The 26975-nt window shown below is 67.2% G+C and carries 31 protein-coding genes; 23 read left to right on the top strand and 8 right to left on the bottom strand.

Going from position 1 to position 26975, the window contains the following annotated elements:
- Window positions 1–7: 7 nt before the first annotated feature.
- Both EGD98_RS00465 and EGD98_RS00470 read left to right on the top strand, forming a co-directional pair.
- A complete protein-coding gene (locus EGD98_RS00465; protein WP_220586384.1) occupies window positions 8–658 on the top strand; it encodes a helix-turn-helix domain-containing protein in 651 nt (216 codons plus the stop codon).
- 52 nt (window positions 659–710) lie between these two features.
- Window positions 711–932, top strand: coding sequence for a DUF2249 domain-containing protein (locus tag EGD98_RS00470; protein WP_220586385.1), 222 nt, complete (start codon window positions 711–713; stop codon window positions 930–932).
- Here EGD98_RS00470 and EGD98_RS00475 read toward each other — a convergent pair.
- The gene (locus EGD98_RS00475) at window positions 929–1459 is read right to left on the bottom strand and encodes a DUF7998 family protein (protein WP_220586386.1); all 531 of its coding nucleotides are present in this window, start codon (window positions 1457–1459) and stop codon (window positions 929–931) included. The genes EGD98_RS00470 and EGD98_RS00475 overlap by 4 nt on opposite strands.
- A gap of 77 nt (window positions 1460–1536) precedes the next feature.
- Here EGD98_RS00475 and EGD98_RS00480 point away from each other — a divergent pair, with 77 nt between their 5' ends.
- The 3 genes from EGD98_RS00480 to EGD98_RS00490 are packed head-to-tail and all read left to right on the top strand — an operon-like array spanning window position 1537 to window position 2489.
- Window positions 1537–1911 carry a cupin domain-containing protein gene (locus EGD98_RS00480; protein ID WP_220586387.1) on the top strand — a complete coding sequence of 125 codons (375 nt, stop codon included), beginning with the start codon at window positions 1537–1539 and terminating at the stop codon, window positions 1909–1911.
- A gap of 54 nt (window positions 1912–1965) precedes the next feature.
- Window positions 1966–2199, top strand: a complete 234-nt coding sequence (locus EGD98_RS00485) for a DUF2249 domain-containing protein (RefSeq protein WP_220586388.1) — start codon at window positions 1966–1968, stop codon at window positions 2197–2199.
- Between the two features lie 2 nt (window positions 2200–2201).
- Window positions 2202–2489 (top strand): cupin domain-containing protein, encoded by a 288-nt coding sequence (locus EGD98_RS00490; RefSeq protein WP_220586389.1) that lies wholly within the window; start codon window positions 2202–2204, stop codon window positions 2487–2489.
- Here EGD98_RS00490 and EGD98_RS00495 read toward each other — a convergent pair.
- The 3 genes from EGD98_RS00495 to EGD98_RS00505 all read right to left on the bottom strand — a co-directional run bounded on the left by EGD98_RS00495 (window position 2486) and on the right by EGD98_RS00505 (window position 3753).
- The gene (locus EGD98_RS00495) at window positions 2486–2740 is read right to left on the bottom strand and encodes a hypothetical protein (protein ID WP_220586390.1); all 255 of its coding nucleotides are present in this window, start codon (window positions 2738–2740) and stop codon (window positions 2486–2488) included. The genes EGD98_RS00490 and EGD98_RS00495 overlap by 4 nt on opposite strands.
- Window positions 2737–3006: a DUF2249 domain-containing protein gene (locus tag EGD98_RS00500; RefSeq protein WP_220586391.1), complete on the bottom strand. Its 270-nt coding sequence runs from the start codon at window positions 3004–3006 to the stop codon at window positions 2737–2739. Before EGD98_RS00500 ends, EGD98_RS00495 begins: the two co-directional genes overlap by 4 nt.
- Window positions 3007–3096: 90 nt before the next feature.
- Window positions 3097–3753 (bottom strand): helix-turn-helix domain-containing protein, encoded by a 657-nt coding sequence (locus EGD98_RS00505; protein ID WP_220586392.1) that lies wholly within the window; start codon window positions 3751–3753, stop codon window positions 3097–3099.
- A 339-nt stretch (window positions 3754–4092) separates the two neighbouring features.
- Between EGD98_RS00505 and EGD98_RS00510 the strand changes: the two genes are divergently transcribed.
- From EGD98_RS00510 to EGD98_RS00560, 11 genes are read left to right on the top strand one after another with little or no spacing between them, the layout of a single operon-like run.
- A complete protein-coding gene (locus EGD98_RS00510) occupies window positions 4093–4677 on the top strand; it encodes a hypothetical protein (RefSeq protein ID WP_220586393.1) in 585 nt (194 codons plus the stop codon).
- 2 nt (window positions 4678–4679) lie between these two features.
- Window positions 4680–5324 (top strand): QcrA and Rieske domain-containing protein, encoded by a 645-nt coding sequence (locus EGD98_RS00515; protein ID WP_220586394.1) that lies wholly within the window; start codon window positions 4680–4682, stop codon window positions 5322–5324.
- A complete protein-coding gene (locus tag EGD98_RS00520; protein ID WP_220586395.1) occupies window positions 5324–6700 on the top strand; it encodes a cytochrome b in 1377 nt (458 codons plus the stop codon). Before EGD98_RS00515 ends, EGD98_RS00520 begins: the two co-directional genes overlap by 1 nt.
- A complete protein-coding gene (locus EGD98_RS00525) occupies window positions 6693–6875 on the top strand; it encodes a DUF8120 family protein (protein WP_220586396.1) in 183 nt (60 codons plus the stop codon). The genes EGD98_RS00520 and EGD98_RS00525 overlap by 8 nt, the downstream gene beginning before the upstream one ends.
- Window positions 6868–9786, top strand: a complete 2919-nt coding sequence (gene narG, locus EGD98_RS00530) for a nitrate reductase subunit alpha (protein WP_220586397.1) — start codon at window positions 6868–6870, stop codon at window positions 9784–9786. The genes EGD98_RS00525 and narG overlap by 8 nt, the downstream gene beginning before the upstream one ends.
- The gene (narH, locus tag EGD98_RS00535) at window positions 9783–10859 is read left to right on the top strand and encodes a nitrate reductase subunit beta (RefSeq protein ID WP_220586398.1); all 1077 of its coding nucleotides are present in this window, start codon (window positions 9783–9785) and stop codon (window positions 10857–10859) included. Before narG ends, narH begins: the two co-directional genes overlap by 4 nt.
- Window positions 10860–10900: 41 nt before the next feature.
- Window positions 10901–11740 (top strand): ethylbenzene dehydrogenase-related protein, encoded by an 840-nt coding sequence (locus EGD98_RS00540; protein ID WP_220586399.1) that lies wholly within the window; start codon window positions 10901–10903, stop codon window positions 11738–11740.
- A complete protein-coding gene (locus EGD98_RS00545; RefSeq protein WP_220586400.1) occupies window positions 11740–12414 on the top strand; it encodes a molecular chaperone TorD family protein in 675 nt (224 codons plus the stop codon). The genes EGD98_RS00540 and EGD98_RS00545 overlap by 1 nt, the downstream gene beginning before the upstream one ends.
- Entirely contained in the window at window positions 12411–13235 is an 825-nt protein-coding gene (locus EGD98_RS00550) for a DUF8068 family protein (RefSeq protein WP_220586401.1), read from the top strand. Before EGD98_RS00545 ends, EGD98_RS00550 begins: the two co-directional genes overlap by 4 nt.
- The gene (locus EGD98_RS00555; RefSeq protein WP_220586402.1) at window positions 13232–14083 is read left to right on the top strand and encodes a HEAT repeat domain-containing protein; all 852 of its coding nucleotides are present in this window, start codon (window positions 13232–13234) and stop codon (window positions 14081–14083) included. Before EGD98_RS00550 ends, EGD98_RS00555 begins: the two co-directional genes overlap by 4 nt.
- A 2-nt stretch (window positions 14084–14085) precedes the next feature.
- Window positions 14086–15321, top strand: a complete 1236-nt coding sequence (locus EGD98_RS00560; RefSeq protein ID WP_236039210.1) for a P-loop NTPase — start codon at window positions 14086–14088, stop codon at window positions 15319–15321.
- A gap of 10 nt (window positions 15322–15331) precedes the next feature.
- Here EGD98_RS00560 and EGD98_RS00565 read toward each other — a convergent pair whose 3' ends face one another.
- Window positions 15332–16414: a radical SAM protein gene (locus EGD98_RS00565; RefSeq protein ID WP_220586404.1), complete on the bottom strand. Its 1083-nt coding sequence runs from the start codon at window positions 16412–16414 to the stop codon at window positions 15332–15334.
- Window positions 16415–16595: 181 nt separating this feature from the next.
- Between EGD98_RS00565 and EGD98_RS00570 the strand changes: the two genes are divergently transcribed.
- Both EGD98_RS00570 and nirK read left to right on the top strand, forming a co-directional pair.
- Window positions 16596–17963, top strand: coding sequence for a hypothetical protein (locus tag EGD98_RS00570; RefSeq protein WP_220586405.1), 1368 nt, complete (start codon window positions 16596–16598; stop codon window positions 17961–17963).
- A 120-nt stretch (window positions 17964–18083) separates the two neighbouring features.
- On the top strand, window positions 18084–19172 hold the full coding sequence (gene nirK / locus EGD98_RS00575) for a copper-containing nitrite reductase (RefSeq protein ID WP_220586406.1): 1089 nt from the start codon (window positions 18084–18086) through the stop codon (window positions 19170–19172).
- A gap of 282 nt (window positions 19173–19454) precedes the next feature.
- Here nirK and EGD98_RS00580 read toward each other — a convergent pair whose 3' ends face one another.
- Window positions 19455–19727: a DUF7562 family protein gene (locus tag EGD98_RS00580; RefSeq protein ID WP_220586407.1), complete on the bottom strand. Its 273-nt coding sequence runs from the start codon at window positions 19725–19727 to the stop codon at window positions 19455–19457.
- Window positions 19728–19984: 257 nt separating this feature from the next.
- Between EGD98_RS00580 and EGD98_RS00585 the strand changes: the two genes are divergently transcribed.
- From EGD98_RS00585 to EGD98_RS00600, 4 genes are all read left to right on the top strand, one after another.
- Window positions 19985–21562: a bacterio-opsin activator domain-containing protein gene (locus tag EGD98_RS00585; RefSeq protein WP_220586408.1), complete on the top strand. Its 1578-nt coding sequence runs from the start codon at window positions 19985–19987 to the stop codon at window positions 21560–21562.
- A 320-nt stretch (window positions 21563–21882) separates the two neighbouring features.
- Window positions 21883–22854, top strand: a complete 972-nt coding sequence (locus tag EGD98_RS00590) for a phytoene/squalene synthase family protein (protein WP_220586409.1) — start codon at window positions 21883–21885, stop codon at window positions 22852–22854.
- 14 nt (window positions 22855–22868) lie between these two features.
- Window positions 22869–23645, top strand: coding sequence for a lycopene cyclase domain-containing protein (locus EGD98_RS00595; protein ID WP_220586410.1), 777 nt, complete (start codon window positions 22869–22871; stop codon window positions 23643–23645).
- Window positions 23646–23648: 3 nt separating this feature from the next.
- Window positions 23649–24668, top strand: coding sequence for a Brp/Blh family beta-carotene 15,15'-dioxygenase (locus EGD98_RS00600; protein ID WP_220586411.1), 1020 nt, complete (start codon window positions 23649–23651; stop codon window positions 24666–24668).
- Window positions 24669–24801: 133 nt separating this feature from the next.
- On the opposite strand, the gene EGD98_RS20960 is transcribed toward EGD98_RS00600, so the two are convergent.
- Window positions 24802–24933, bottom strand: a complete 132-nt coding sequence (locus EGD98_RS20960; protein WP_268899141.1) for a hypothetical protein — start codon at window positions 24931–24933, stop codon at window positions 24802–24804.
- A 116-nt stretch (window positions 24934–25049) separates the two neighbouring features.
- Window positions 25050–25640 (bottom strand): 50S ribosomal protein L15e, encoded by a 591-nt coding sequence (locus tag EGD98_RS00605; RefSeq protein WP_220586412.1) that lies wholly within the window; start codon window positions 25638–25640, stop codon window positions 25050–25052.
- Between the two features lie 250 nt (window positions 25641–25890).
- Between EGD98_RS00605 and EGD98_RS00610 the strand changes: the two genes are divergently transcribed.
- Window positions 25891–26850: a C-terminal binding protein gene (locus EGD98_RS00610; protein WP_220586413.1), complete on the top strand. Its 960-nt coding sequence runs from the start codon at window positions 25891–25893 to the stop codon at window positions 26848–26850.
- Window positions 26851–26975: the final 125 nt, after the last annotated feature.

The following is a 26975-nucleotide window of genomic DNA, read 5'->3' on the forward strand; positions in this document are numbered from 1 at the left end:
GAACTATATGCCAAACGCGAAACTCAGACTCACTGTGCCCGAGGAGGTCTGGCTCGGTGGGATAACTCGGCGCTATCCCGAGACGCGACTCCGCGTGCTGGCGGCTATCCCTGACGGGCTGTCGGGCGTTGGACTGGTGGAGATCACCGGTCCGACAACCGACGGGGTCGTGACCGCGATGGGCCAACAGGACGACGTCACCGACATCGAGACGCTCCAGCAGCGAGACGACGAGGCGCTGGTTCAGTTCGAGACGTCGGACCCGCTCTTGCTCCTGCCGGCTCGTGGGTCGAACGTCCCGCTCGAAATGCCGTTCGATATCAGAGATGGCGAGGTGACGTGGGAAGTGACAGCCCCGACCGAACAGCTCTCGGAGCTGGGTGAACAACTCGACGAGTTCGGCATTTCTTTCTCCGTGGAATATATTCGCCAGGAGCCAGGTCGGGAACGGTTGCTCACCGACCGCCAGCGCGAGGTCGTCGAGGCAGCGGTCGAAGCAGGGTATTACGACACCCCCCGTCAGTGTTCGCTGACCGAGCTCGCAGCGGAGATAGACATCGCAAAGTCGACCTGCTCTAACACGCTCCATCGGGCCGAGGAAGCGATAATCAAGGAGTTCATTCGAAACGAGTCCCTCGGAGATATCTCGGTGTCGTAGCCCGAACGTGTTCGGGATAACCGCTACTCTGGCGCACCGCGAATCTCCGGACATGACGCCAGACACCGTACTAGATGTCCGTGATATCGAAGGCGAACCGTTCGGGGATATCATGGCCGCCCTGCAGGACCTCGACGAGGGCGCGACACTGGAACTGGTCAACAGCTTCGAGCCGAAGCCGCTGTACGACGTGCTGTCGACTCGCGGGTTCGAGTACGAGAGCGAGCAGGTCACCGCCGAGGAGTGGCACGTCCGGATACGACACGCGGACTAGAAGGGCGCGCTGTTCGAATCGGTCGCCGCACTGCTTGCCGAGTCCTCACCGTCCCGTAGTGCCGCTTCCAGCTGTTCGAGTTTCCCGTTGATTGCGGTCGCCTCCTGATGCATCGGTGCGACGCGGACGCGGACGAGGTCGTACTCGTGGCGGCTGCCCTCGCCGTTGAACGCCCGCATCGCACCGACGGTGAGCGTGTCGCTCTGTGGGCAAAACTCCGTCGTCGGCGTGAACTCCGCCCGGAGAACTGCGTCGTCGTCCGCCTCGCGCGCGTAGCGGAACCCAGCGTCGGGGTGCCGTCGGTCGACGTTGAGCCGGGCCAGGTTGTACCCGAAAGTCATGTCGTAGACGCCCCGGGTCTCGAACAGCGAGCGCGCGAGCCGGTGGACGGCGAGGTGGTCCGGCCCCGTCAGTACGCTGTGGTCGGCGAGGAAGAGACCCGGTTCCGGCAGCGAGTCGGGCACGAACTCGTCGTACGCGTCGAACGTGTCGTCGCCGCCGGTCGAGAACGGGTTCGGGACGTTCATACCGCCCTCTAGGGCGGGGAGAGGGCTATCCGTATCCCCGAACGTGTTCGGCGAAACAGGGAGTCCGTCGGCCCCCGATGGGACCGTATGGTCGCGACAGCGAACGCGAGTTCGACTCGGACCGGTTTCACGCCCACGTCCTCCACGAATCAGACGCCCAGAAGGTCGTGCTGGGGTACTTCGAGCCGGGACAGTTCATTCCGGTCCACGCGCCGGACAGCGACGTGGCCATCACCGTCCACGAGGGGTCCGGTATCGTCCGCGAGGGCGACCGAACCCACGCGGTCGAACCTGGCTCGGTCGTCGTGGTGCCGGCCGGAAAGTCCCGCGGGGTTCGCGCCGAGACGGCGCTCGAGGCCACGCTCGTCACTGCCCCACCGCCGGGGGAGGCGGCCCACGAGCCAGTCCGGCGGGGAATCGCCGAGGGAACGTTCGAACCGCAGCGAGACTGACCCGAACGTATTCGCACGAAGACCCTCGGCCGCGGGCGGCGTACGCTCGGTCGTATGCCAGCGACAACACTCGACCTGCGCGACGTACCGCCCCCGGAGCGACACCCCAAGATTCACTCGGCGTTCGAGGCGTTAGCGAGCGGCGAGAGCCTCGAAATCATCAACGACCACGAGCCCAAACCACTCTTCTACGAGTTCCAGGCCGAGGTCGACGCCTTCGACGCCGAGAACTACAGCTGTGAGCGCCAGGGCGTCGACGAGTTCGTGGCGACGCTGCCCAAACAGTGACCATGGAACGGGCCACAGCCGACGCGACCGACGCGGGCCGGCAGTCCCTCTTCGAGGGCGAGCCCAGAACAGTGCTGCTCTCACTGGCGGCCGACGAGCGCGTTCCCGCTCACTCGCACCCCGAGCGGGCGGTCGTGTTTCACGTGCTCGACGGCGAAATCGAACTGACGCTCGACGACGAAACGACGACACTGCAGGCCGGGGAGCTCGCCCGGTTCGACGGCGACTGCGATATCTCCCCCTACGCCCCGACGGCCTCGCGGGCGCTGGTGACACTCGCAAAGCGCTAGTCCGAAAACAGTGCGATTCCGTCGTCCCAGTCGCCAGCGTCTCCGACCTCGATAGTCTCGGGGTCGGCGTCGAACATCCGGAGGAGCTGTGCGATGAGGCGGTCGGCAAGTCGCTCCACCGTGGCCCGCTGCTGGGGCGTGAGGTCCCCGCGCTCGTCCAGCTGTCTGAGCGCTCGTCTCACCTGCTCGTCGCGAACGTCTGTGGCGTCCGCTGGCAGTTCCAGTCCGTCGCTCCCGGGGTTCTCCGTCATCTCTCGTTCCAGATGACCGTCGCGGTCACGTCCGCCTGTGTGACGGTCTCGTACCTGTACCCCCGGTCGCCGAGCCTGGGGTAGAGGTGCTGTGGTGCCCGGTCGTTGTACTGTATCAAAACGGTCTCGTCGTCCAGTTCGGGCAGCAGTTCGAGCGTCTCCCGGAGCGGCTTGGGCGGGCCCAGCTGGCGCACGTCGAGCGTTTCGACTGGCGCGTCGGTCGGCGCGTCAGTGCGGTTCAGTACGGAACCGTCTGGCTCTCCCATGAGTCACTGGACGATTCGGTAGGGGCAGAGGGTTTCCCCGAATATGTTCGTCTGGACGGCCCCGCCAGCGCGCCCTCTCAGCGGGCGTTATCAGGCCTCGAGCAGGTCATCGAGCAGCTTTCGCTGTGCCGCGGCCAGATGCTCGGTGAACGTCGACGTGGTGATATCGAGCCGGTCGGCGACCTCGCCGGCGCTCACCTCCCGGGGATGCTCGAAGTATCCCATCTCGTAGGCACACTCCAGGGCCTCCCGCTGGCGACCCGTCAGGACGTCGCGGTCGAGCACCGTCGGCCGCCCGGAAGACTCCCCCCGGGGGTTCTCCACGAGTCGCCTGAGCCTGACTGACTCGCCGGTCTCCTCCAGCGTGTCGATGACCGCCCGAAGCGTCTCGGTGTCCTCGACGAGGAAGGTTACGGCGAGAGAGTCCTCGTCGGCAGTGACGTTCTGGACCACACACCCCTCCCGTTCGACCCGCTCACAGACACACCCCTGGTCCGCCGGGCGGGAGAACCGATAGACGTGCTCGCTGTCGTAGGAGAACACCCGCTCGGCGGTGTCGGTCTCCCTCGGCGGGGGGTCCACGTCGCTGCCCCCGGAGAGCGTGAACTCCTCGACGACTTCCCCGTCGGACCCCCCGAGACCGCTCCGGGAGACCGTGGACACACTCCAGTCCTCGGTGGCGTTTGGCTGGACGTAACAGGCCTGCGGATTGAATACGGCCACCTCGGCGAGGATATCGTCGACCATGGTAGACAGTTGCGTGTGGGGACGGAACGGTTCTGAGCCGAACATATTCGCGTTCGGTCCGTCCGGCGCGATCGGTCGTCCTGCCCACAGTATAGACATCTCCGCGCCTGACCGTTCTGCCCCCATCGCCGTTTCCCAGGCACTGTCTCCCCGGAAAGACGGACCTGGCTGTCCGTTCGCCAGTGCAATTTCCGTCTCGTCCGTCGGTCAGTCGGCTACCAGACTATCCAGAGATGGCGCTCGATCGCTTATAAAACACCCAACATCTGAGGGTAGCAGTTCAGCATATTCTCAGCGGAATACCCAGACGTACGGACTGTCTCGGACACTCTCAAAGCTATGCACCGAAACACGATCCTCATCGGGCTGCTGATATCGACGGTGCTGCTCCCGATGTGGTACGTCTCACTCCACGGCGAACCGCCCTCTGAAGAGATTGCGATCGACGAGAGCGTGACCGACTTCCGCCCGCTTGAGGGCGTCGTCGACACGCCAAACAAGCTCTCCCCGAGTCAGGTCGGCGTCGTCGTCTGGGTCGCGCTGTTCGCGCTCGTCGGCGTGCTGGCAGCTGTCCACCAGTTCATGAACGAGGCCGTCAGACCGCCCGACGACGCCGTGACCGACGGCGGCGTGACCGCGGAGAGCGGGGACGTCTCGCTCCCGTGGCTCTCGACGGATACCAGGTGGGTAGTCGAGTACCACGACGCCTCCGATGCAATCGAGGGACTGGTCGCGATGGCCGGGCTCACGGTGCTTGCCATCATCTTCGCGGCGCTGTTCATCGGCGAGTACCTCACGCTTGCCCGCACCCAGTACTTCGGGCTGTACGCGACGGGAATGTTCCTCTCGCTGGCGCTCTCGACTGTCGCCTACTACGCGTGGTTCATGCCACACGTCGAAGTCGCGGAACTCAGGGGGCACTAACAGTGGACTATCCGAAACCCGACGACGACGGCGACTCCGAATCGTGTTCGTGTTCCGGACAGGCGGTGTCCCCGTCCCTGTACGGCGACGCCCGCGCGGAGATACGACGGCGAGACTTCGCGAAGTTCCTCGCGACTGTCGGCGGGCTCACGGCCGTCGCCAGCCTCAGCGCGCCACTCGCAAGCACCACGCAGGTGTTCGAGCGGAGCTACGAGGGGCCGATATACTCCGACGGGGTGGCCCTCATCGACGAGAACGGCGACCGCGTCACGGAGACCACACTCGCCGAGGGCGAACACATGACGGTGTTCCCGGAGCCGCGACCGGGTATCGAGGACGCCCCGACCCTGCTCGTCCGCTTTGCCGAGTCGGACTACTCCGACGCGATCGACGAGGGGTTCGTCGTCAGCGGCTACGCCGCCTTCTCGAAGATATGTACCCACGCCGGCTGTCTGGTGGCCGAGCGGGAGGGCAACGAAATCGTCTGTCCCTGTCACTTCGGGAAGTTCGACATGACCGACGGCGCGGCGGTGACCGGCGGCCCGCCGGGCCGGCCGCTGCCCCAGCTCCCGATAACGCTTACCAGCGCCGGCGAGCTGGTCGCGACGGGCGACTTCGACGGGGCCATCGGCCCGGGGGGTGAGTGATGTCCCGCGCGAAACAGCTCTACGACTGGGCCGACTCCCGGCTCGACGTCGAGAACGCCCAGAAATTCCTCGGCAAGGCGTTCCCCGCGGAGGACTCGTTCCTTCTGGGCGAGGTCGCCATCTTCTGTTTCATCCTCCTCGTGCTGTCGGGAATCTTCCTCGGGCTGTTCTTCGAGCCCTCGACCTCCGACGTCGAGTACGACGGCAGCGTCCAGGAGTTCCAGGGCGAGGAGATGCCCGAGGCCTTCGTCTCGGTGTTGCACATCACCTACGACGTCCCCTTCGGGATGTTCATCCGCCGGCTCCACCACTGGGCGGCCCACCTCTTTGTCGCCTCGATAGGGTTGCATATGCTCAGAGTGTTCTTCACCGGCTCCTACCGCAATCCCCGCGAGCCAAACTGGGTCGTCGGCACCGGGCTCGCGGCCCTCTCGATGGGGGCGGCCTACACCGGCTATGCCCTGCCCTTTGACGAGTTCGCCGCGACGGCGACCAGCATCGGCTACAACCTCACGATATCAGTGCCCCTGGTCGGGGATTTCTTCGGGCAGGTGATATTCGGCGGTGAGTTCCCGTCGAGCGCGACGATACCGAGACTGTACTTCCTCCACGTGTTCGTCATCCCGGCGGCCATCGCCGTCGGTATCGCCGTCCACATGGCTATCTTGATACGCCAGAAACACACGGAGGCGCCCCGCGAGGCCGACGTCGAGACCGGCGACCGCACCGTCGACGCCGACGACGGGAGCGTCATCGTCGGGCTGCCGGCCTTCCCGAACCAGGCGGCTGTCTCGGCGGTGGTGTTCTTCCTCACTGCGGCGACACTGTCGCTGCTCGCTGGACTTCTGCCGGTCCACAACATCGCCGAGTACGGGCCCAACAACCCCGCCGCGACGCCGTCGCTCATCATGCCCGACTGGTTCCTCATGTGGGTGTATGGCTTCCTGAAGCTCCTGCCAAAGTGGGCGAGTTTCACCGTGGGGCCGGTCCACGTCAGCGGGGAGTTCATCGGCGGCGTCGTGTTGCCCGGGCTGGTGTTTGCGGCCATCGCCGTGTGGCCCTTCGTCGACCGGGCCCCGGGGCAGGAACACTTCACGGCCGACCCGCTCAAGCGACCCTGGCAGACCGGCGTCGGCGTCGCGGCCGTCGCCTTCGTCATGATAGCCTCCATCGCGGGGATGAACAACATCCTCGCCGACCAGGTGCTGGGGACGACGACCTCGGTCGTCAACCCCTATCTCTCCGCGGCGCTGTTGCTCGTCCCACCGCTGTACGGCGGGCTGACGTATCTACTCCTGCGCCGGGACCTGCCGGCCGAGCGCACCGAGCAGGGGCCCGCGCCGGGCGAGGCGGCCGGAGGTGACGCGGATGACTGACCGGTTCGTCCTCTCGGGGCGCCGCTATCGCGTCGTGGATACGACGAGCAAACTGCTCGGCCTCGCGCTGGTGGCCGGCGGGCTGGACGTGGGCGGGTCGACCCCGCTCGGCCTCCTGCTCGCCGTCGTTGGCACCGCGTGTGCGACTATGACCGTCTTTGTCGACCATGAGTGAACAGAACGCAGACGACGACCGCTGGATGGACAGTGCGAGAATCAGCCGCCGGGACTTCGTGCGCGGTATCGGGACGGCCGCCGCCATGGGCGCCGTCGGCCTCTCCTTTGCCGACGACGGGATGGAGGGGCTCGAGGCAGTCGAGGACCCCATCGGGTCCTATCCCTACCGCGAGTGGGAGGACCTCTACCGCGATGAGTGGGACTGGGACTCCATCGCCCGTTCGACCCACAGCGTCAACTGCACCGGCTCCTGTTCCTGGAACGTCTTCGTCAAGGACGGCCAGGTCTGGCGCGAGGAACAGGCCGGCGACTATCCGGTGTTCGACGACAGCGTCCCCGACCCCAACCCACGGGGCTGTCAGAAGGGGGCCTGTTACACCGACTACGTCAACGCCGACCAGCGGGTGCTCCACCCCCAGCGCCGCACCGGCGAGCGCGGCGAGGGCCAGTGGGAGCGCATCTCCTGGGACGAGGCGCTGACCGAAATCGCCGACCACGTCATCGACGAGGTCCAGGCCGGCCGCTACGACGCCATCTCGGCGTTCACCCCGATTCCGGCGATGTCGCCGGCCTCCTTTGCCAGTGGCTCCCGGCTCATCAACCTGCTCGGCGGCGTCTCCCACAGCTTCTACGAGTGGTACTCGGACCTCCCGCCGGGCCAGCCCATCACCTGGGGCACCCAGACCGACAACGCCGAATCGGCCGACTGGTACAACGCCGACTACCTCATCGCCTGGGGGTCGAACGTCAACGTCACCCGCATCCCCGACGCGAAGTACTTCCTCGACGCCGGCTACAACGGCACCAAACGCGTCGGTATCTTCACGGACTACTCCCAGACGGCCATCCACACCGACGAGTGGCTCTCGCCGAAGGGCGGTACCGACGGGGCGCTCGCGCTGGGCATGGCCCAGACAATCGTCGACGAGGGGCTCTACGACGAGGCCCACCTGAAAGAGCAGACCGATATGCCGCTGCTGGTTCGGGAAGATACGGACAAGTTCCTCCGGGCCAGCGAGGTCGGCCTGGCCGCCGGGGCCCGCGACCCGGAGAAGGTGTTTGTCACCGTCGACGCCGACGGGCAGCTACGGGCGGCGCCGGGGTCGCTGGGGAACCGCGACGGCCAGCACGACCCCGAGGCCAGCATCGAACTGGAGTTCGACCCACAGCTGTCCGTCAACCGGACCGTCGACACGAGCGATGGCCCGGTCGCGGTCCGGTCGGTCTGGGATCGGCTCACCGAGGAACTGGCCCAGTACACCCCGGAGTTCGTCCACGAGGAGACGAGCGTCGGGCCCAATACCTACCAGCGAATCGCCCGCGAGTTCGCCGAGGCCGACGCGGCCAAGATAATCCACGGCAAGGGCGTCAACGACTACTACCACAACGACCTGGGCAACCGGGCGATTCAGTTGCTGGTCACCCTGACGGGCAACCTCGGCGAACCCGGCACGGGACTGGACCACTACGTCGGCCAGGAGAAGATATGGACCTACAACGGCTGGAAGGAACTCTCCTTCCCCCGGGAGAACCAGCGGGCGGTCCCGACGACGCTGTGGACCTACTACCACTGCAACGTGCTGGACAACGCCGACCCCGAGATGCGACAGCGCGTCGAGACCGCCATCGACGAGGACTGGATGCCGGTCTATCCCGCAGAGCGCGAGGACGGCTCCCGTCCGGACCCGTCGACGATGTTCGTCTGGCGCGGGAACTACTTCAACCAGGCCAAGGGCAACGTCGCCGTCGAGGAGCAGCTCTGGCCCAAGCTGGACCTCGTGGTCGACATCAACTTCCGGATGGACTCGACGGCGATGTTCTCGGACATCGTGTTGCCGGCCGCGAGCCACTACGAGAAGTACGACCTCTCGGAGACGGACATGCACACCTACGTCCACCCCTTCACGCCGGCAGTCGAGCCGCTGGGAGAGGCCAAGACCGACTGGGAGATATTCCGATTGCTCGCCGAGAAGATACAGGAGCGGGCGGTCGAGCGGGGCGTCGAACCGGTCTCGGACCGGGAGTTCGACCGCCGGATAGACCTGACGACGATACACGACGACTACGTCCGTGACTGGCTGACCGGCGAGGCCGAGGCCCTGACCGACGGGAAGGCGGCCTCGGAGTTCATCCTCGAACACTCCGAGGAGACCAATCCAAGCGACTCCGACGAGCGGATTACCTTCGAGGACATCGAGGACCAGCCCCAGCGACTGCTCGCGGCGGGGGACCACTGGAGCTCCGATATCGAGGAGGGTGAACCGTACGTCCCGTGGCAGGACTACGTCCAGGAGAAAGAGCCCTGGCCGACCTTCACCGGCCGCCAGCAGTACTACATCGACCACGACTGGTTCCTCGAACTGGACGAGGAACTGCCGACCTACAAGTCCGTCCCGCCGGAGAAGGGCGGGGACCTCCCGATGACGTACAACACCCCCCACGGCCGGTGGTCCATCCACTCGACCTGGCGGGACAACGAACACATGCTCCGGCTCCAGCGGGGCGAACCGGTCGTCTATCTCAACCCCGAGGACGCCAAAGAGCGGGGCATCGAGGACGGTGACACCGTCGAGGTGTACAACGACCTCGCCTCGGTGGAGGTCCAGGCCAAAATCTACCCCTCCAGCGAGCCCGGCACCGCGCGGATGTACTTCGCGTGGGAGCGGTTCCAGTTCCCCGGGGCGAACAACTTCAACTCGCTGGTGCCGCTGTACATGAAACCGACCCAGATGGTCCAGTATCCGGAAGACGAGGAGGGCCATCTCTATTTCTCGCCGAACTACTGGGGGCCGACCGGGGTGAACAGCGACGTGAACGTAGATGTCCGACTGGCCGAAGACCAGTCGGGTTCGGACGACGAGCAGCGCGATGTTTCCGGTGTGCGGCTCGCGGAGGACGATTCACAATGAGCACTGACCAGAACGGTACGGACGCACAGGAGGACACCCACATCAACGTCGCCGACGGCATCGACCATCAGGTGGCGATGGTGATGGACCTGAACAAGTGTATCGGCTGTCAGACCTGTACCATCGCCTGCAAGACCCTCTGGACGGAGGACGGCGGCAGCGAGTACATGTACTGGAACAACGTCGAGACCAAGCCCGGTGAGGGGTATCCCCGCGGCTGGGAGGAGTCGGGCGGGGGATGGCAGTCCGAGGAACACAAGGAGCGCAAGACCGGCGAGATTCCCGACCAGGAGGACTACGGCCGGGCCTGGGAGTTCAACCACTCCGAAATCATGTACGAGGGCAGCGACGAACCGCTGCGGCCACGGGACGGCGCCGAGTGGGGCCCCAACTGGGACGAGGACAGGGGCGCCGGGGAGTACCCCAACAGCTACTACTTCTATCTCCCGCGTATCTGTAACCACTGTACCCACCCCTCCTGTGTCGAGGCCTGTCCGCGGTCGGCACTGTACAAACGCGAGGAGGACGGCATCGTTCTGGTCGACCAGGACCGCTGTCGGGGGTACCGATACTGCGTCGAGGGGTGTCCCTACAAGAAGGTGTACTACAACACCGTCTCGAAAAAGTCCGAGAAGTGCATCTTCTGTTACCCGCGTCTGGAGGGAGAAGGCCCCGACGGGGAGACGTACGCCCCTGCCTGTGCCGAGGAGTGTCCGCCACAGCTCCGGCTCGTCGGCTTCGCGGACGACGAGGAGGGCCCCATCTACAAGCTCATCGAGGAGTACGAGGTGGCCTTGCCCCTGCATCCGGAGTTTCACACCCAGCCCAACGTCTACTACATCCCGCCCTACGCCCCGCCACAGCACACCGACGACGGCGAGACCGTCGACGTCGACCGCATCCCGCGTGACTACCTCCGGAAGCTGTTCGGCGACAGGGTCGACGAGGCCCTAGACACCATCGAACGGGAGCGCCAGATCGTCCGCCAGGGCGGCGAGAGCGAGCTGATGGAGATTCTCCAGGACAAGAACCCGGCCGACCAGTACCGGCTGGAGGTGTTCGAGGATGGGTGAGCCCTTCGAAGACCCCCAGCGCGACCGCGGGGTGAGCGGCGATGGCTGACCGCCGACAGCTCCGCCCCGTCGTCGTGGGTATCGGCCTGACCGCCCTCGTCGTGCTCGCGGCGCTGTCGGTCCCCCAGGCGGCGGCCCGCCCGGCCCACGAGATTCCGGTCGAGCCGGCGACGGGCGATTTCAGCGGGCCGACCGCCGACGGCTGGTCGGACGTGCCCCAGTCGACGGTGCCACTTTCCAGTGCGCCAAGCAGCGTGCCCAACGCCAACGACACGACGATAGAGCGCGTCCACGTGCAGGCCGCCCGCGGGGAGGAGCAGCTCTATCTCAGGCTCCAGTGGCACGACGCGACGCGTGACACGACGACCGACGGCCCCCGGACGTTCGCGGACTCGGTCGCGGTGCAGTTCCCCGTCAACGAGAGCGCCCGACCGCCCATCGCGATGGGTGGGCCGACCAACCGGGTCAACGTCTGGTACTGGAGCGGCGGAACCGGGAGCGAGGAGCTGCTGGCCGGCGGTGCCGGCTCGACGACCCGGATGGCTAACTCGACGATAACCACCAACGCGACCTACCAGGGCAGCGGCGAGAACGCGACGTGGACGGTCCAGTACACTCGCGACCTGGACGTAGCCGGCGAGAACCGGACGACCATCCCCGAGGACGAGGACATCGACGTGGCCTTCGCGGTCTGGAACGGCTCGAACGACGAGCGCGCCGGCCAGAAGGCCGTCAGCGAGTGGCACTACTTCCCCTTTAGCGGCGGTCCGCAGGGACCGCCCTACGCGGCCCTGCTGTGGACCATTGCCGGGGTCGCCATCGTGAGCGTTATCGCCGTGACCGCCTACGGCATCCGCCGTACCGGGGAGGGGATGTCCTGATGGCGACGGCGCGTGACGGCGACGCCCTCGACCGCGACGCGGCGACGCGGGGACTGGTCTACCGGGCGCTGGCGTCGGCGTTCCGGTATCCGGACGAATCGTTCCACGCGTCGGCCGCCGACGGCGACCTCGACGCGGAGCTTACGCGTGCGGTCGACCGGACGACGCTCGGTGTCTCCGTACCCGAGCTGGTGACAGGGGACGATTACGAGACACTCGCGGCCCGGTACAACGATATCTTCGAGCTGGGCTACAGCGAGTACACCGACCGGACCGACGGCTCCCTGGAGTCGACCGGGCCGCCGGTGCCGCTGTACGAGTCGAAGTACCGACCGGAGAAATCCTGGAACGACGTGAACCTGGACCTCTCGCGGGCCTATCGGCATTACGGCCTCGAAATCGACCAGGGCGAACGGGACAACCACGACGCGCTGGCCTACGAGCTGGAGTTTGCCGGCTATCTGGCCCGCCGCGAGGCGACCGTCGGTTCGGGCGCGGCCGCCGCCAGGCTCGACTTCCACGACCGGCACCTGGGCCACGCCGCGACGGGCGTCGCCGACCGCCTCGCCGACGAGCCCGGGACCGACATCTACGGCCCGCTGGGCCAGTTCATGGCGTCGTTCGTCCGGGCCGACCGGAACGACCTCGCGGCCCGGCTGGAGGGAACGCGATGAGCTTCGGCCGCTCCATCGACGCCGTTCCGGCGTCGACCGACGCCCGTCTCCGGACCGCGGTCGTCGGGCTCACCGGCGCCGCGGCGGTCGCGCTGGCGGGGCGGCTGCTGGCGACGGTGCTGGTCAACGCCCCGAACGGCACCAGTCGGGCGCCCGTGACCGGGCTGGCGACCGCTGGGACCGTCCTCGCGGCGCTCGCACTCGTGGCCGCCGGCGCGACCGACGGGTCGCCGGTGGCCGGTGTCGGGCTGCTATTTGCCGGCGTCTTCGGGCTGCTCTCGGTCGTCGCCCCGGCCGCTACGCTCCCCGCGGCCGTCGCCGTGACAGCCGGCACTGCGCTCTCCGTCGGCGGCCGCCGGTCCGTGCTGGACGGGCCGACGGGCGTCGTCGCCGGACTGTTCGTCGTCGCGCTGGGTGTGGGACTCGCAAGCGGGGTCGTCGGCATCGCCGCGACTCGCGGGCTCGCGTCCTCGCTCGCACTCGTCGCCGTCGGACTGACGCCGGCGTTCGCGGCGGCGGGCCCCGGCGACCTGCTGGGCGGCGCGGGCGCGTTCACCGTCGTCGTGGCGGTCGGGCTCGCCGTCCCCTTCGTCACCGGTGCTGTCACACTGGTCTCGCTCGGTGCGGTCGGCACCGCCATGCCGGTGGTCGCGCTGGCCGTCGCCGGGGCGGTGACGACCGCGAGCGCGGCCGTCCGTGAGCGCCGCTGGCTCCTTCTGGCCGGGCTCGTGCTGGTCGCCGTCGCCGGCATCCCGGCGACGCTCGACCGCGCGCTCCCGTTCGCGCTCGGGCTCGCCACGCTCCTGGAGGGCCAGCGATGACCGACGACCTCCCCGACGAGTTCGAGGAACACATGCGGGAGGAGCCGGACCCGCAGCTCGACCCCGAACGGAGCCCGGGGATGCACAGCGACATCGAGGCGCTCGAAGATATCGAGGTCGACCGGGACGACGTCGACATCGGCGAGGCGACGCCGGCGGAACTGGCGGCGGCCGACACCGAACCCGTCGAGAACGAGGACGCCGCCGAGCTGCTGGGTCGGCTCGCGGAGGGCGACCACGTCGAGCGTCGCCGGGCCGCCCTCGCGCTGGCCGAGGTCCCCACCGAGGACGCCGTCGTCGTCGGCCTGGCGCGGGCCGCCACCGGCGACGAGGACAGCGACGTCCGGCAGTTCGCCGTCGAGGCGCTGACCGGCCACGGCGGCGAGCGGGCCGCGGCCGTCGCGGTCGAACTGCTCGAGGACCCGGACCCGTGGGTCCGGGCCGAGGCCGTCGTGGCGCTGGATAACGTCGACCGGACGGCCCACGAGGCGGACCTCGTCGAGACCCTGGAGACCGACGACCACCACGCCGTCAAACGCAACGCCGCCATCTCGCTGTTCAAGATACGCGGGGCGGCGATGGCCGACCAGCTACTGGAACTGAGCCGGGCGGACAGCGAACGGCTCCGGGAGTGGGCGGCCCACATGCTCGGCGGCGTCGACGAGGACCGTGCCCGCGACCGGCTCGCGGAGCTGACCGACGACCCCGCGACCGTCGTGGCCCAGACCGCCGAGCGGTCCCTGGCGGCCGACCCCCGGAAATTCCGCCGTGAGTTCGGCGGCGCGCTGGAAAACGAGAGCCGACTCCTCCCCGGCGAGGACCGATTGAACCGGATGCCAGACCTGTGACAATGGACAGCAAATCCACTCTCTCAGACCGCGTCGAGGAACAGCTCCGTAACGTCCGTGACCCCCAGGCCGACCTCTCGGTGTTCGAGGCCGGCTTCATCGAGAACATCCACGTCGACGACCGCGAGGTGACCATCGAGACGGATATGGCGTCGCTCGACGGCGACGCGAGCGCCGGTGTCGTGGAGGCGATGTTGCGGGCCGTCGACGACGTCGAGGCCGTCGAGTCGGTCCACGTCGAGCGGACGACGCCGTCGAGCGAGGGCCGCTCGTCGGTCGAGTCGTTCGACAGTATCGTCGCCGTCGCCAGCGCGAAAGGCGGCGTCGGGAAATCGACCGTCGCCAGCTCGCTGGCCTGTGCGCTGGCCGCTGACGGCGACGTGGCACTCTTCGACGCCGACATCCACGGGCCGAACGTCCCGAATCTGCTGGACGTCTCGGGGCCGATTCACTCCTCCGACGAGGGCGACCCGCTCCCGGTCCGAACCGGCGGGCTAGAGGTGATGAGCGTCGGCCTGATGGAGGACGGCGCGCCCCTGGCCTGGCGGGGCGCGATGGCCCACGACGCCGTCGACGACCTCTTTGCCAACACGGCCTGGGAGAACGACGGGACCCTCGTCGTCGACCTGCCGCCGGGGACCGGCGACGTGGTGCTGACGACGCTGCAGGAGGTGCCCGTCGACGGTGTCGTCGTGGTGACGACGCCGTTTCACGCCAGCGTCAGCGACACGGCCCGGACTGTCGAGCTCTTCCGGGACAACGACGTGCCGGTGCTTGGCACCGTCGTGAACATGGCCGAGTACGTCTGTGACTGCTGTGGCGAGCCCAACGAGCTGTTCGCGGGCGACGCTCTGACGGAGCTCGACGCCGACGTGCTGGCCGAGCTGCCGTTCGCAAAGGAGCTCCAGGGGACGCCGAGTCCGGGCGCGGTCCCGGAGCCAGTGACCGAACTGGGCGAGGCCGTCACCGGGGCCATCGAGACGGCCGGGGAGCTGTCGGTGCCCGAGGACGCCGTCGACATCCGTGGCCTCCCCCCACAGGACCGGAAAGACGCCGTCCGGGACCGGTTCGAGTCCCTCGACAGCGGCGACCCGTTCGTGCTGGTGAGCGACCGCGACCCGACGCCGGTCGGGGCGTTTCTGGGCCGGCTCGCCGAGGCCCCTCGCGACGCGTTCGACCGGTTCGAGGTGCGGCGAGCGACCCCGGACGACTGGGTACTCGAGACCGTCAGACCGTGACAGCGGTCGGTCAATCGCCGGCGATATCTGCCCCCTCTGTCTCCCACTCCTCCGGAACGTACGCACAGAGCGGGTCACTCGCCAGGGGGTCGCCGGTCGTGGCGAAGGCCCGGGACCGACTGCCGCCACAGACGTGTCGGTACTCACAGACGCCGCATTTCCCCGTGAGCCGGCTGCGGTCCCGAAGCGCCTCGAACAGGTCGGCGTCGCGATACACGCCGACGATGTCGTCCGTCCGAACGTCGCCGGCGGGTTTCGGCAAGAATCCGGAGGGGTAGATGTCGCCGGTGTGGCTGACGAACGCGAACCCGTCGCCGGCGATGATACCGGCACGGCGTTTCGCGCCCGGTGGCCGTTCGTCCGTGTCGTCCTCGCGCAGCTGGAGGCCGACCCGTCGGTAGTGTGGGGCCTCGGTGGTCTTGATGCCGAAGGGAACGTCCGTCCGGACGTCGTGGAGCCACGACAGCACCGCTTCGGCCCGTCGGGGCGAGACAGGGTCGAGTATCCGCCCGCGGCCGACGGGAACGAGGAAGAAGACACTCCAGAGGACGGCGCCGAGGTCCGCGACCAGCTCGGCGATAGCGGGCAGGTCGTCGACGGTCCCCGCACACACTGTGGTGTTGACCTGCAGCGGGAGTCCCGCCTCCGTCGCCGCTCGGGCCGCCCGCAGCGTCTCCTCGAAACTCCCTGTCTCGCCGCGGAACGCGTCGTGTGCGCTGGCCGTCGCCCCGTCGAGACTCACGGCCAAGCGGGTGAGTCCGGCCGCCGCCAGCGCCTCGATGCTGTCGCCGGTCAGCGAACTCGTTCCGCTCGGTGTCAGCGTCATCGTGAGCCCGATATCGGTGCCATACTCGAGGAGTTCGACGAGGTCCGGTCGCTGCATCGGGTCCCCGCCCGAGAGCACGACGAGCTGGTCCTCGGCGAACTGCCGGACGTCGTCGAGCAACGCCTTCCCCTCCGCTGTCGTGAGTTCGTCCGGATGGCGCCCCGGTTTCGCGTCGGCCCGGCAGTGGTCACACGCCAGTTCGCAGGCCTGTGTGACCTCCCAGATGAGGACCATCGGTCGCTGGGCCGTGTCCGTCGGCGGTCTCATGTGTGGGCCATAGTCCGCTGTGGAACATATCGGTGCGACCCCGTTCCCGTCCGGTGGGAACCCCGGCCGAAGATGTTCGGAGGGAGTTACTGGGGACTCCGAGGGGTACCGACCAGTATGATACAGCCGACCACCGCGTCGGGTCGACGCCGACCGACCCACGAACGGAGTGTGATGTAGTATGGGTGCCGTTCCCGGCGGTCTCGATACGGACATCGACCTCCCGATGGCGGTCCCGTTGCGACACTTCGTCGTCGGACTGGGTTTCCTCGTCGCGGGTACGCTCGTCGGGGTCAGCGCCGTCGCGAACGCCGTCCCGGGGCTGGCCTCGCTGGCACACGTCCACCTGCTGCTCGTCGGCTGGGTCTGTGTGACCATCATGGGCGCGATGACGCAGTTCGTTCCGGTGTGGTCGGGTACGTCGCTGTACTCACAGCGGCTCGCGACGGTTCAGCTGGCGCTCGTCGCCGCCGGCGTGAGCGGCTTCGTCGTCGCGCTCACGCTCGACGCCGTGGCGTGGCTGGCTCCCTTCGGTGCGCTGATGCTGGCCGGGTTCTGGACGTTCGCGTACAACATCCTGCGGACGCTCGCTGCTCTCGATGAGTACGACGTGACCGAACGGCACTTCGGCTACGCGCTCGGATTCTTCTGCCTCCTTTCGCTGTTCGGGCTCGTACTGGCCGTCGATTTCACCGCTCCGGTCACGCCCTCGCTACCGGTCGAGCACGGGAACCTCAGGCACGCACACGCGACGATAGCCGTCTTCGGAGCCGTGCTGACGACCGTCTACGGCGCGCTCTACCAGCTCGGGACGATGTTCACACAGACCGAACTCCACGGCGTGGACCAGTATCTGCAGTCGCTCGAAGCGGTCGCCCACCCGCTCGGTGTCGTCCTGTTGGCCGGCGGGCGGCTCGTCGATTCGGTGCTCGTCGCGCAACTGGGTGGCCTGCTCGTGGTGGCGGCTGCGTTCGCAATGAGCACCGTCCTCGGGCGGCGGCTGTACGAGATGCGCGTCGAGTGGGAACCGATGCACACCCGATACGCCGTCGTCGCCGTTGCACTCGCGGCGTGGGCGGTGTCGACCGCTCCGGCGTGGCTAGGGGCCCCGACGACCGAGCGGCATCTGTTCGGTGCCAGCGGGTCGGCCCACCTGCTCGCACTCGGTGTCATCGGCCTGGTGCTCGTCGGGACGCTGTACCACATCGTCCCGTTTATCATCTGGGTCGACCGGTACAGCGACCGACTCGGGTTCGAAGCGGTGCCGATGATAGACGACCTGTACGACGACCGCCTCGCTGCCATCGACGGGACCCTCTGGGTCGGTGGGACTGTCGTAATCGTCGGCGCGGAGCTGGCCGACCTCTCGCCGGGTATACTGGGTGCTGGCGGTCTCATCGTGACGCTGAGTGTCGCTGCCTTCGCGGCCAATATGCTGCTGGTCGTCCACGAGCACGGTCCGGACCCGTTCGACCGGGTGTTACTGGGCTCGCTCAGCCCGCGACCGGAGCCAGGCCCCGATGAAGACGCCCCCACCTCTGAGGTATAAACCGCCGGTAGAACATCTTCGCGTGGCCTTCTCGGGGGCTGAGAACCTCCGTCTGCCCCTATGTCATTGTGACTCGAACTCACAGATGCACGACGGAGACCGCTCCGTTGTGAGCCAACCATGTCAACCATACCCGAACCAACTCGGCGACGTGTCCTGCAAGCACTCGGTGCCGGAAGCGTGCTGCTGGCCGGGTGTAGCAGTGCAGGGCCGGTGGACCAAACCGAACAACGAACGACGTCGACGCCACAGTCCCCGAGCGCGAACGGCACACAGAGCACCGACGTCGAGCGTGTCGCCGCTGACCCGACCGATATCCCCGACCCGATAGACCGGTCGACCTCGAAGACCATCGACGTCGAGATGACGACCCGCGAGCAGGTCGCGGAGATAGAGCCGGGCGTCACCTACGAGTACATGACCTTCGACGGGCAGATTCCGGGGCCGATGGTCCGCGTCCGACGCGGGGATACGGTCGAGCTGACCGTCACGAACGACGAGCGCAACACGATGCCCCACAACATCGACCTCCACGCCGTTCGGGGGCCCGGCGGTGGGGCCGAGGACACGATGGTCGCGCCGGGCGAGACCGACACCATCCGCTTCCAGGCCACCTACCCCGGCGCGTTCATCTACCACTGTGCCGTCCCCAACATGGACTACCACATCTCCTCGGGGATGTTCGGGATGATACTCGTCGAGCCCGAAGACGGCCTGCCCGAGGTCGACCACGAGTTCTACTTCGGCCAGCAGGAGCTGTACACGACCGGCGAGACCGGCGAGGAGGGCCACCACGACTTCGACATGGACGCGATGACCACCGAGGAGCCCACCTACGTACTGATAAACGGTGAAAAGTACGCCATTACGCCCGACCGCTACGGCGTGCCCAGTATGGCTGTCGGGGACACCGCACGGGTGTTCTTCGTCGCTGGCGGGCCCAACCAGACGTCCAGCTTCCACCCCATCGGCTCCGTCTGGGACGAAGTCTGGCAACAGGGTGCCATCGCGAGCCAGCCCAATCGGTTCGTGCAGACGACGCCCGTCCAGCCCGGTTCCTGTGCCATCGCGACGCTCCACGCCGAGGTGCCCGGCCCGATAAAACTCGTCGACCACGCCCTCTCGCGGGTCGCTCGAAAGGGCGCGATGGCGGTCATCTCGCGTGAGGGCGAGGCAAACACCGACGTCTTCGACCCCGACCCGGCCTGAGATACTACGAGCGGACGTCACTCCGTGGCTCGTCAGCGGACCCCTCATTTTGCTGTATCCGTCGAGCCTGTGATGACAGCGAGCATTTCATATCGCGGTATTCACTTTACGCCGGCGCTGCGCACTTGACACAGGAACTGGCCCACACTGAGCGTAGACCCTTTCAAACTCTCGTTTCGACGGACAGCACCGTGGCTACAGGCTCGAACCAGACAGCGACGGAATCGTGCGATATCGCTGGGCGTCTCCCGGTCGTCGAAACCCCGACTCGCCCGGTCGGCGCTACGTCTGGTCGTCCGCCAGCTCGTGGTACTGCCGCAAGAAGGTCTCGCGGTCGGTTTCACCCGCCTCGGCCGCCGCGAGCGTCGCCTCCAGCCCGTCGCGTGGCTGGCGGCAGGTCTCCGTGAAACACGTTTTGCAGAGATACTCGAAGGACTTGTCCTGTCGGTCCCAGCGGTCGCCGTGTTTGTCGTACTCGCGGGCGTCCGCCCGGGGACACTCCTCCCCACAGGCGATGCAGGTCACCGTCTCCCCGTCGCGCCGGGACCCGAACATACCGGGGAGTAGCGGCCGGCGAGATAAATTGTTTTCCGAGCGGGCAAGCGGTTCGGTGGAGTGGTCGCAGTAACAGAAGCCGACTCAGAGAGGCAGAAAGTCCCACCCGTAGCCGGTTAGCCAGCCGGCATGAGTGGGGATTTCTGGTTCTCGATACTAGTCGATGCCAAATCACACACTGCCGCTGGAGCCAGCCATACGTTTATCAAACTGCCACGAGTAGTCTATACATCGGCTGTGAGGCCGCTGGCCCGACCATGCAACCACCCCAGACGCTCGTCCACTCGACGCTCGACACGCTCCCCATCAACATCGCTGTCCTCGACGACGAGGGGACGATTCTGTTCACGAACCGCGCCTGGCAGGAGTTTGCCAGCGCCGACGAAGGGGAGTTGCAGGGGGTGAACTACTTCGGTACCACCGACGTCGACGCCGACGAGTACGCCGGGCAGGCTGTCGAGGGTATCGAATCGGTCATCGACGGCGAGCAGGACCTCTTTACGCTCGAATACCCCTGTCACTCCCCGGACGAGAAACAGTGGTTCCTGATGCGAGTCGCGCCGCTGCCACCCGAGGACGACGGCAGCGCCGTCGTCGCACACATCGATATCACACAACGGAAATTAGCCGAGCTGGCCGCCGAACGGCGCAGCGAACAGCTCAAAGCGGAACGGTCGAACCTCCAGCATCTCGTCGACCGCGTCGAGGGGCTCATCACCGCCGTCATGGACGACGTGATGAGCGCGGACTCGCGGGCCGACATCCAGCAGACGGTCGTCGACCGGCTCGCGACCGTCGACTCCTATCGGTTCGCCTGGGTCGGGGAGTTCGACCTGCGGGACGAGACGCTGCGACCGGCGGCGCTGTCGGCCGACCGCCAGACGGACCTGGCTATCTCGCTGTCCGCCGAAGACCCCGTCGCGCTGGCGGCCCGGACCGAGGAGATACAGTTCACCGACGACATCGGGCCGGCCCACGCCGAGCTGGCCGACGCCGACGTCGCGAGCCTCGCCGCGGTGCCGCTGGTCGCCGGCGAGTCCCTCTACGGCGTGCTGACGGTCTATGCCGACAGCGCGGACGTCTTCGACCCCCGCGAGCGGGCCGTGCTCGGGGCGGTGGGCCAGGCCGTCGCCACCGCCATCGACGCCACCGAGACGAGCCGGCTGCTCACGGCGGACAACGTCACCGAACTCGAACTCCAGATACGGGACGACGACATCTTCTTCGTCTCGCTTTCCCGCGAACTGGGCTGCCGGCTGGAGTACGGCGGGAGCGTCGCCGGTGGCGAGGAGACGGTGATGTTCTTCCTGGTCGAGAGCGACGACCCGTCGACGGTGTGTGCCGTGGCCGGCGACCACCCGCAGGTCAGCGCCGCCACCCACGTCTCGACCGCGGAGTCGACGGCGCTGTTCGAGTTCACCGTGGCCGACCCGCCGGTCGTCTCGCTGCTGGCCGACCGCGGCGCCGAGACGCGCGATATCGTCGTCACGCCCGAACACGCCCGCTTTACCGTCACGCTCCCGTCGACGACCGAAACCAGGAGCATCGTCGAACAGGTGCGGGACCACTACCCAACGACCGACCTGCTCTCTGTCCGGGAGCGCGACGAACCGCCGGTCTCCCGGCAGGCGTTCCTGGGCGACCTCGAGGACCGGCTGACGAACCGACAGCTCACGGCGCTGCGGAAGGGGTATCTCGGCGGCTTTTTCGACTGGCCGCGGGACGTCTCCGGCGAGGAACTGGCCGAGTCGATGGGTATCTGCCCCTCTACGTTCCACCAGCATCTCCGGGCCGGCGAACGGAAGCTCCTCGAAGCCATCTTCGAGACGTGGTGACGCCGTCGTCGGGAACTCGCGAGCCCTACTTCCGGCTGTCCGTTCGGACGGCTACTCGACGGCAGGACGTGTCGAATTGCTTGAGTTCGGTACCGTCGGAAGTAGTAGCCACCACGGCGCTATCCGACCAGTTTGGCAGGTGATTTAAACCTGTCCTGCCCTAATATTGGACATACGATGCGCCACCTGGGTCCCACGAGCGAACCGCAGTCACCCTCTCTGCCGTCGGCCCGCGTTCGTTCGTCTCCACACTCCGTCCACACCTCGGAGCGGCGTGACAGTCACGGAGCGCCGAACAACAAGCCCACCACGTCGAGATAATGCAATCTGACAATATCAAAACGAGCAAGTCGATTCAGCAGCAGACCGGTCGGACGTTCCACCTCGCGACCCGCCTCCTCCCCGAGCGGATTCGCCACCCGACGTACGTGATGTACGCCTTCTTCCGGGTCGCCGACGAGGTCGTCGACCAGCCTGACGGCCCCCCGCCGACCGTCCAGCACGAGCGATTAGAGGAGATTCGGGAAGCCGCGCTGGGCAACCGCGACCCCGACGAGATGCCCGACGGCGAGGTGCTCGCTGCGTTTCAGGACCTCCGTGAGGCCCACGACATCCCCGACGAGGAAGTGAACGTCTTCGTCGACGCGATGGAGATGGACATCGCTCAGGCCCGCTACGAGACCTTCGATGACCTCCGCGAGTATATGCGTGGCTCCGCCGTCGCCGTCGGCAACATGATGACGATGGTGATGGACCCCCCGCAGGCCGACACCGCCCTTCCCCACGCCCAGGCGCTGGCCGAGGCGTTTCAGCTCTCGAATTTCCTCCGTGACGTCCGCGAGGACATCCACGAGTACGGCCGGGTGTATCTCCCACAGGAGACCTTAGAGCGCCACGGCGTCACCGAGGAGCAACTCGCCAGGGCCGAAGTCGACGAGGGGTTCCGAGCGGTGATGCAGGAGGAAATCGCCCGGACCGAAGATCTCTACCGCGAGGGCGTGGCCGGTATCCGATATCTCCCCGAGGACTGTCAGTTCGGTGTTCTGCTGTCGGCGGTGCTGTACGCCGAACACCACCGACTCATCCGCTCGCGTGGGTACGACGTGCTGACGGAGACGCCTGAACTGACCCGCCGCCGTCGCCTCTGGCTGCTCGCCCGGACGTGGTGGCACTGGCGGCGCAACGGCGACCCCGAGGCGACCTTCTACGCCGTCAGTGCCGTCTCCGAACGCGGCCCCGGTGCGACCGCGACAGAGCGGACCAGCCACGGCCAGCCGACCTGGAGAGGGTAACGGAGTCACCGGCGATGACTGCCGGAGTCGGCTATCTCGTCTTTCACGCCGTCGCTATCGTGCCGGTCATCGCCGCCCTGGCCGTTGTCACCCGCTACCGGCTCGGTAGCCGACGCGACGTGCTCACGGGGACGCTGGTGCTTGCCGGACTGGCGCTACTGTACACGACGCCCTGGGACAACTACCTCATCACGCGGGGCGTCTGGTGGTACGGCGACGACGCGGTCGCCATCACCTTCGGCGCCGCGCCGCTGGGCGAGTATCTCTTCTTCGTCCTCCAGCCACTGCTGGTGGGGCTGTGGGCCGCCCGGTTTCGGGTCGAGACGACGCGACCACTGTCGATTTCCCTCCCCGAGCGGGCCCTCGGACTGGCCGGCGCCGGCGTGGTGGCCGCCGCGGGACTCGTGTTGCTCGGCGCGGACAGCGGCCTGTATCTCGGCTCGCTGCTGGTCTGGAGTGCCCCGATTCTGGCCATCCAGTGGGCCTTTGGCTGGCCGTTCCTGGTCGCACAGTGGCGTCCCCTCCTGGCCGGGACGCTCGTCCCGACGCTGTATCTCTGGGTCGTGGACCGAATCGCCATCGGCGTCGGACTCTGGACCATCTCGGAGCGCTACACCACCGGGTTCGCCGTCCCGCTGCTGGGCCTGCCCATCGAGGAGGCCGTGTTCTTCCTGTTGACCTCGCTGTTCGTCGTCCAGGGACTGGTGCTGTACGTCTGGCTCGTCGACCAGTTGCGGGCGGTCGAGCGACCTGACCGGCAGTCGCTTACGGCGCTGTTCGGGGGGCGATGACGCGTGCGAGGGGCCGCTCCCGTCGCCCACGAGACGCTCCGGCCGCTGGTGTTCGTCCCCGGGTGGGTCGCCCTCGCCGTCGTGCCGTTCGTGGCTGGCCTCGAACTCTCGCCCGTCCTCCAGTACGTACCCCTGGTCGCCAGCGCCCTACTGTTGGGACTCCCCCACGGCGCTGTCGACCACCTCGCGGTGGCCCGGACCCGCGGCCGGCGTCCCGACCTGTGGGCTATCGGTCGGGTCGTCGCCCTCTATACCGTCGTCGGCGGGGCCTACGCCGTCGCCTGGTTCCTGGCGCCCGCCGTCGCCTTCGCCCTCTTTATTTTCGTCACGTGGTTCCACTGGGGGCAGGGGGACCTCTACACGCTCGTCGTGCTGGCCGACGCCGACCACCTCCGAACGCCGGTCCAGCGTCTCGCCGTCGTCGTCGTCCGCGGCGGCCTGCCGATGCTCGTCCCACTGCTCGCCTTTCCGGAGTGGTACCGCCGGGTCGCGGTGACGCTCGTGGGTCGGTTCGCCCCCGACGCCGTGGCGGCGCTCTCGCCTGCCTTCCGGCCCGACGTTCGCCTGGGGCTGGCTATCGCCTACAGCGCCGTCGTCGTCGCGACGCTTTCCGTCGGCTACGCTCGGGCGACCGACAGCGCGCCCTGGCGGCTCGACGCCGCCGAGACGTTCGGCCTCGTCGCGTTTTTCGCCCTCGTTCCGCCGGTGCTGGCCATCGGCGTCTACTTCTGCCTGTGGCACTCGCTGCGACACATCGCCCGCCTCCTGCTCGTCGACGACGCGGCGACGGCCGCGCTGGGCGAGGGGGACTCGACCGCTGCGTTCGCCCGGTTCGCTCGCGACGCGGCCCCCCTGACGCTCGTCTCACTCGCGCTGCTGGCAGGTCTCGCACTGCTGGTCCCGAACCCCCCCGAGACCGTCCCCGAGTGGGTGGGGCTCTACCTGGTCTTTATCGCCGTCGTCACACTCCCGCACGTGGTTGTGGTAACGATAATGGACGGGGAGCAACGCATCTGGGCGTAGCGCGAACGCGCCGCACAGGAGCAGGGCGTCTGGGCGTAGCGCGAACGCGCCGCACAGGAGCAGGGCGTCTGGACGTAGCCGGTAGCGACACGGGACAACGGAGAGAAACGGTCAGCTGACTCGGGTGTACGATTCAGATAACTAGCGTCTTCGTCTCCATGTACCGATTACAGATGTCGCAGAAGGCGTTTCCGTCCGCTTGGAGAATCGGCTTCGTCTCACACTCCGGGCAGGTCCGCTTGGCTGCGCGGTTTTCTTTCGTCATAATTCGACTTCAGAAGCTGCGTATATTAAAATTTCTATTAATTTGTCATGTTTGTCCATGTGGCTCACGGGAGTGTTATATACCGAGACTGCGAGAGACCGGAAAAACGGCCGGCGTTACTTGCCCTTGCCGCTGTTCGAGCGAATCGAGGGGCGGGTCTTCTCCGTGCCCTTGCCCTTGTTGCTCAGGCCGCGGTTCCGGCGTCCGGCGCCGGTCAGGCCGCGGAAGACGCGGTCGGCCTGGTCCGGTTCACAGATCCAGTTGAGGTCGTCGTCGTTCTGGATGGCGGGGTGCTCCGGGTCCACGAGGATGATCTCGTGCCACTTCTGGCGGCCGTCCTGGCCGACGGAGTAGCTGTTGAGGACGCGGAGGTTGGGGTAGACCCGCGCAGCGCGCTCTTCGGCGACGCGCTGGAGGTTCTTCCGGCGGGTGATGCGGGTGACACCCTGTCGCTTCGAGCGTCGACCGGCTTTGTGTCGCTGTTTACGCGCACTGCCCTTGCGGACGGAGACGCGGGCGACGACGACGCCCTGCTTTGCCTTGTATCCCTGCGAGCGGGCCTTGTCGAGGCGGGTCGGACGCTCGATACGAACGACCGACCCCTCGTCGCGCCACTCCTGCTGGCGCTGCCACTGCAGTTCCGCGAGTTTCCCCTCTTTGGGGGTCTGCCATGCGTCTCGGATGTACGAGTATGCACTTCGTGCCATTGTGTTTCACCACGGGCGTTGCGTGGTTCAAGTCGCCTCGGCGACTGACTGTCGCGTCGGGGACTCACATCCCGACCTGCACACGCAGGTGCCCGCTGGTGCCCGTCGTCCAGCGAGTTGTCGACAGTTCTGTACTCGGAGGCTTAAACGGTTCGAAGCCGTTCGGCCGTGGGACAGGGACACATCCGCCGTTCCCGACCGCTGAGAACGCTGTCGATGCATTATCTGTCTGGGTTCTCTTCTCTCGCATATGGACCGTGTCGTCGCCAGCGATGACCCGATGATAGACGCCGACTTGCTCCGTGACCGCCTCGACGCCGAGGTCGTCGTCGCCGACGGGGCAGAGACCCTGCTTGACGCCGCCGCCGACGGCGCCGACGCGCTAGTCGTCGACGTGAACACGCCCGTCGACAGTGCCGTGTTCGACGCCCTCGAGGACCTGCGGGTGGTCGCCCGGGCCGGCGTCGGCATCGAGAACATCGACGTGGCCGCGGCCGCCGACCACGCTGTCCCCGTAACGAACGCGCCCGACTACTGCACCCGCGAGGTGGCCACCCACACCGTGACGCTGCTGCTGGACTGCGTGCGTGGGGTCGCCGCCTACGACCGCGACACCCGCGCCGGAAACTGGGGCTGGGAGCGGGGCCGTCGCATCCACCGCCTGCGGGGCGGAATCCTCGGCCTGGTCTCCTTCGGCCCGATTGCCCGCCGGGTCCGCGAACAGCTGCGCGGGTTCGACGTCGACGTGGTGGCCTACGACCCATACGTCGACGCCGAGGCGATGGCCGACGCCGACGTCGAGAAGGTCGGGCTCGACGAGCTGTACGCGCGGGCCGACTACGTCTCCCTGCACGCGCCGGTGACCGAGGAGACCCGCGAGATGGTCGACGCCGACGCGCTGGCACGGATGGGTGAGGAGACTGTCCTGGTCAACACCGGCCGCGGGGCGCTCGTAGACGAGGCGGCGCTGGCCGAGGCACTGCGTGCGGGAACCATCGCCGCCGCCGGTCTCGACGTGCTCCAGCGAGAACCGCCGACCCCGGACAACCCGCTCCTCGAACTCGACAACTGCGTCGTCACGCCCCACGCGGCGTGGTACTCCGAGGAGGCCCGTGAGGACCTGAACGCCACCGTCGCGGCGAACGTCCGGGCCGGCCTCGCGGGGGAGACGCCGCCGAACTACATCGACCCCGAGACTGACTGGCTGTAGTTTGCTATCGCGCTGACTGATTTATTACCGGGCCTCGACGATATCGGCTCGGACGTACAGAACTGCAAAAAATTCGTCTGACGCTCTCCACCGTCTTTTTAGTCGAGTAACGTGACCGCTCTCGC

The organism is Haloarcula salinisoli, from assembly GCF_019599405.1.
GTDB lineage: Archaea > Halobacteriota > Halobacteria > Halobacteriales > Haloarculaceae > Haloarcula > Haloarcula salinisoli.

Bases quoted from the DNA above. Each gene is read 5' to 3' on its own strand.
- EGD98_RS00480 (WP_220586387.1), top strand. From the start codon at position 1,537: ATGGGACCGTATGGTCGCGACAGCGAACGCGAGTTCGACTCGGACCGG.
- EGD98_RS20960 (WP_268899141.1), bottom strand. From the start codon at position 24,933: ATGACGAAAGAAAACCGCGCAGCCAAGCGGACCTGCCCGGAGTGTGAG.
- EGD98_RS00555 (WP_220586402.1), top strand. From the start codon at position 13,232: ATGACCGACGACCTCCCCGACGAGTTCGAGGAACACATGCGGGAGGAG.
- nirK (WP_220586406.1), top strand. From the start codon at position 18,084: ATGTCAACCATACCCGAACCAACTCGGCGACGTGTCCTGCAAGCACTC.
- EGD98_RS00540 (WP_220586399.1), top strand. From the start codon at position 10,901: ATGGCTGACCGCCGACAGCTCCGCCCCGTCGTCGTGGGTATCGGCCTG.
- EGD98_RS00610 (WP_220586413.1), top strand. From the start codon at position 25,891: ATGGACCGTGTCGTCGCCAGCGATGACCCGATGATAGACGCCGACTTG.
- EGD98_RS00545 (WP_220586400.1), top strand. From the start codon at position 11,740: ATGGCGACGGCGCGTGACGGCGACGCCCTCGACCGCGACGCGGCGACG.
- EGD98_RS00550 (WP_220586401.1), top strand. From the start codon at position 12,411: ATGAGCTTCGGCCGCTCCATCGACGCCGTTCCGGCGTCGACCGACGCC.
- narG (WP_220586397.1), top strand. From the start codon at position 6,868: ATGAGTGAACAGAACGCAGACGACGACCGCTGGATGGACAGTGCGAGA.
- EGD98_RS00495 (WP_220586390.1), bottom strand. From the start codon at position 2,740: ATGACGGAGAACCCCGGGAGCGACGGACTGGAACTGCCAGCGGACGCC.
- EGD98_RS00490 (WP_220586389.1), top strand. From the start codon at position 2,202: ATGGAACGGGCCACAGCCGACGCGACCGACGCGGGCCGGCAGTCCCTC.
- narH (WP_220586398.1), top strand. From the start codon at position 9,783: ATGAGCACTGACCAGAACGGTACGGACGCACAGGAGGACACCCACATC.
- EGD98_RS00590 (WP_220586409.1), top strand. From the start codon at position 21,883: ATGCAATCTGACAATATCAAAACGAGCAAGTCGATTCAGCAGCAGACC.
- EGD98_RS00560 (WP_236039210.1), top strand. From the start codon at position 14,086: ATGGACAGCAAATCCACTCTCTCAGACCGCGTCGAGGAACAGCTCCGT.
- EGD98_RS00465 (WP_220586384.1), top strand. From the start codon at position 8: ATGCCAAACGCGAAACTCAGACTCACTGTGCCCGAGGAGGTCTGGCTC.
- EGD98_RS00500 (WP_220586391.1), bottom strand. From the start codon at position 3,006: ATGGGAGAGCCAGACGGTTCCGTACTGAACCGCACTGACGCGCCGACC.
- EGD98_RS00580 (WP_220586407.1), bottom strand. From the start codon at position 19,727: ATGTTCGGGTCCCGGCGCGACGGGGAGACGGTGACCTGCATCGCCTGT.
- EGD98_RS00525 (WP_220586396.1), top strand. From the start codon at position 6,693: ATGACTGACCGGTTCGTCCTCTCGGGGCGCCGCTATCGCGTCGTGGAT.
- EGD98_RS00510 (WP_220586393.1), top strand. From the start codon at position 4,093: ATGCACCGAAACACGATCCTCATCGGGCTGCTGATATCGACGGTGCTG.
- EGD98_RS00475 (WP_220586386.1), bottom strand. From the start codon at position 1,459: ATGAACGTCCCGAACCCGTTCTCGACCGGCGGCGACGACACGTTCGAC.
- EGD98_RS00605 (WP_220586412.1), bottom strand. From the start codon at position 25,640: ATGGCACGAAGTGCATACTCGTACATCCGAGACGCATGGCAGACCCCC.
- EGD98_RS00470 (WP_220586385.1), top strand. From the start codon at position 711: ATGACGCCAGACACCGTACTAGATGTCCGTGATATCGAAGGCGAACCG.
- EGD98_RS00505 (WP_220586392.1), bottom strand. From the start codon at position 3,753: ATGGTCGACGATATCCTCGCCGAGGTGGCCGTATTCAATCCGCAGGCC.
- EGD98_RS00595 (WP_220586410.1), top strand. From the start codon at position 22,869: ATGACTGCCGGAGTCGGCTATCTCGTCTTTCACGCCGTCGCTATCGTG.
- EGD98_RS00485 (WP_220586388.1), top strand. From the start codon at position 1,966: ATGCCAGCGACAACACTCGACCTGCGCGACGTACCGCCCCCGGAGCGA.
- EGD98_RS00565 (WP_220586404.1), bottom strand. From the start codon at position 16,414: ATGAGACCGCCGACGGACACGGCCCAGCGACCGATGGTCCTCATCTGG.
- EGD98_RS00585 (WP_220586408.1), top strand. From the start codon at position 19,985: ATGCAACCACCCCAGACGCTCGTCCACTCGACGCTCGACACGCTCCCC.
- EGD98_RS00570 (WP_220586405.1), top strand. From the start codon at position 16,596: ATGGGTGCCGTTCCCGGCGGTCTCGATACGGACATCGACCTCCCGATG.
- EGD98_RS00520 (WP_220586395.1), top strand. From the start codon at position 5,324: ATGTCCCGCGCGAAACAGCTCTACGACTGGGCCGACTCCCGGCTCGAC.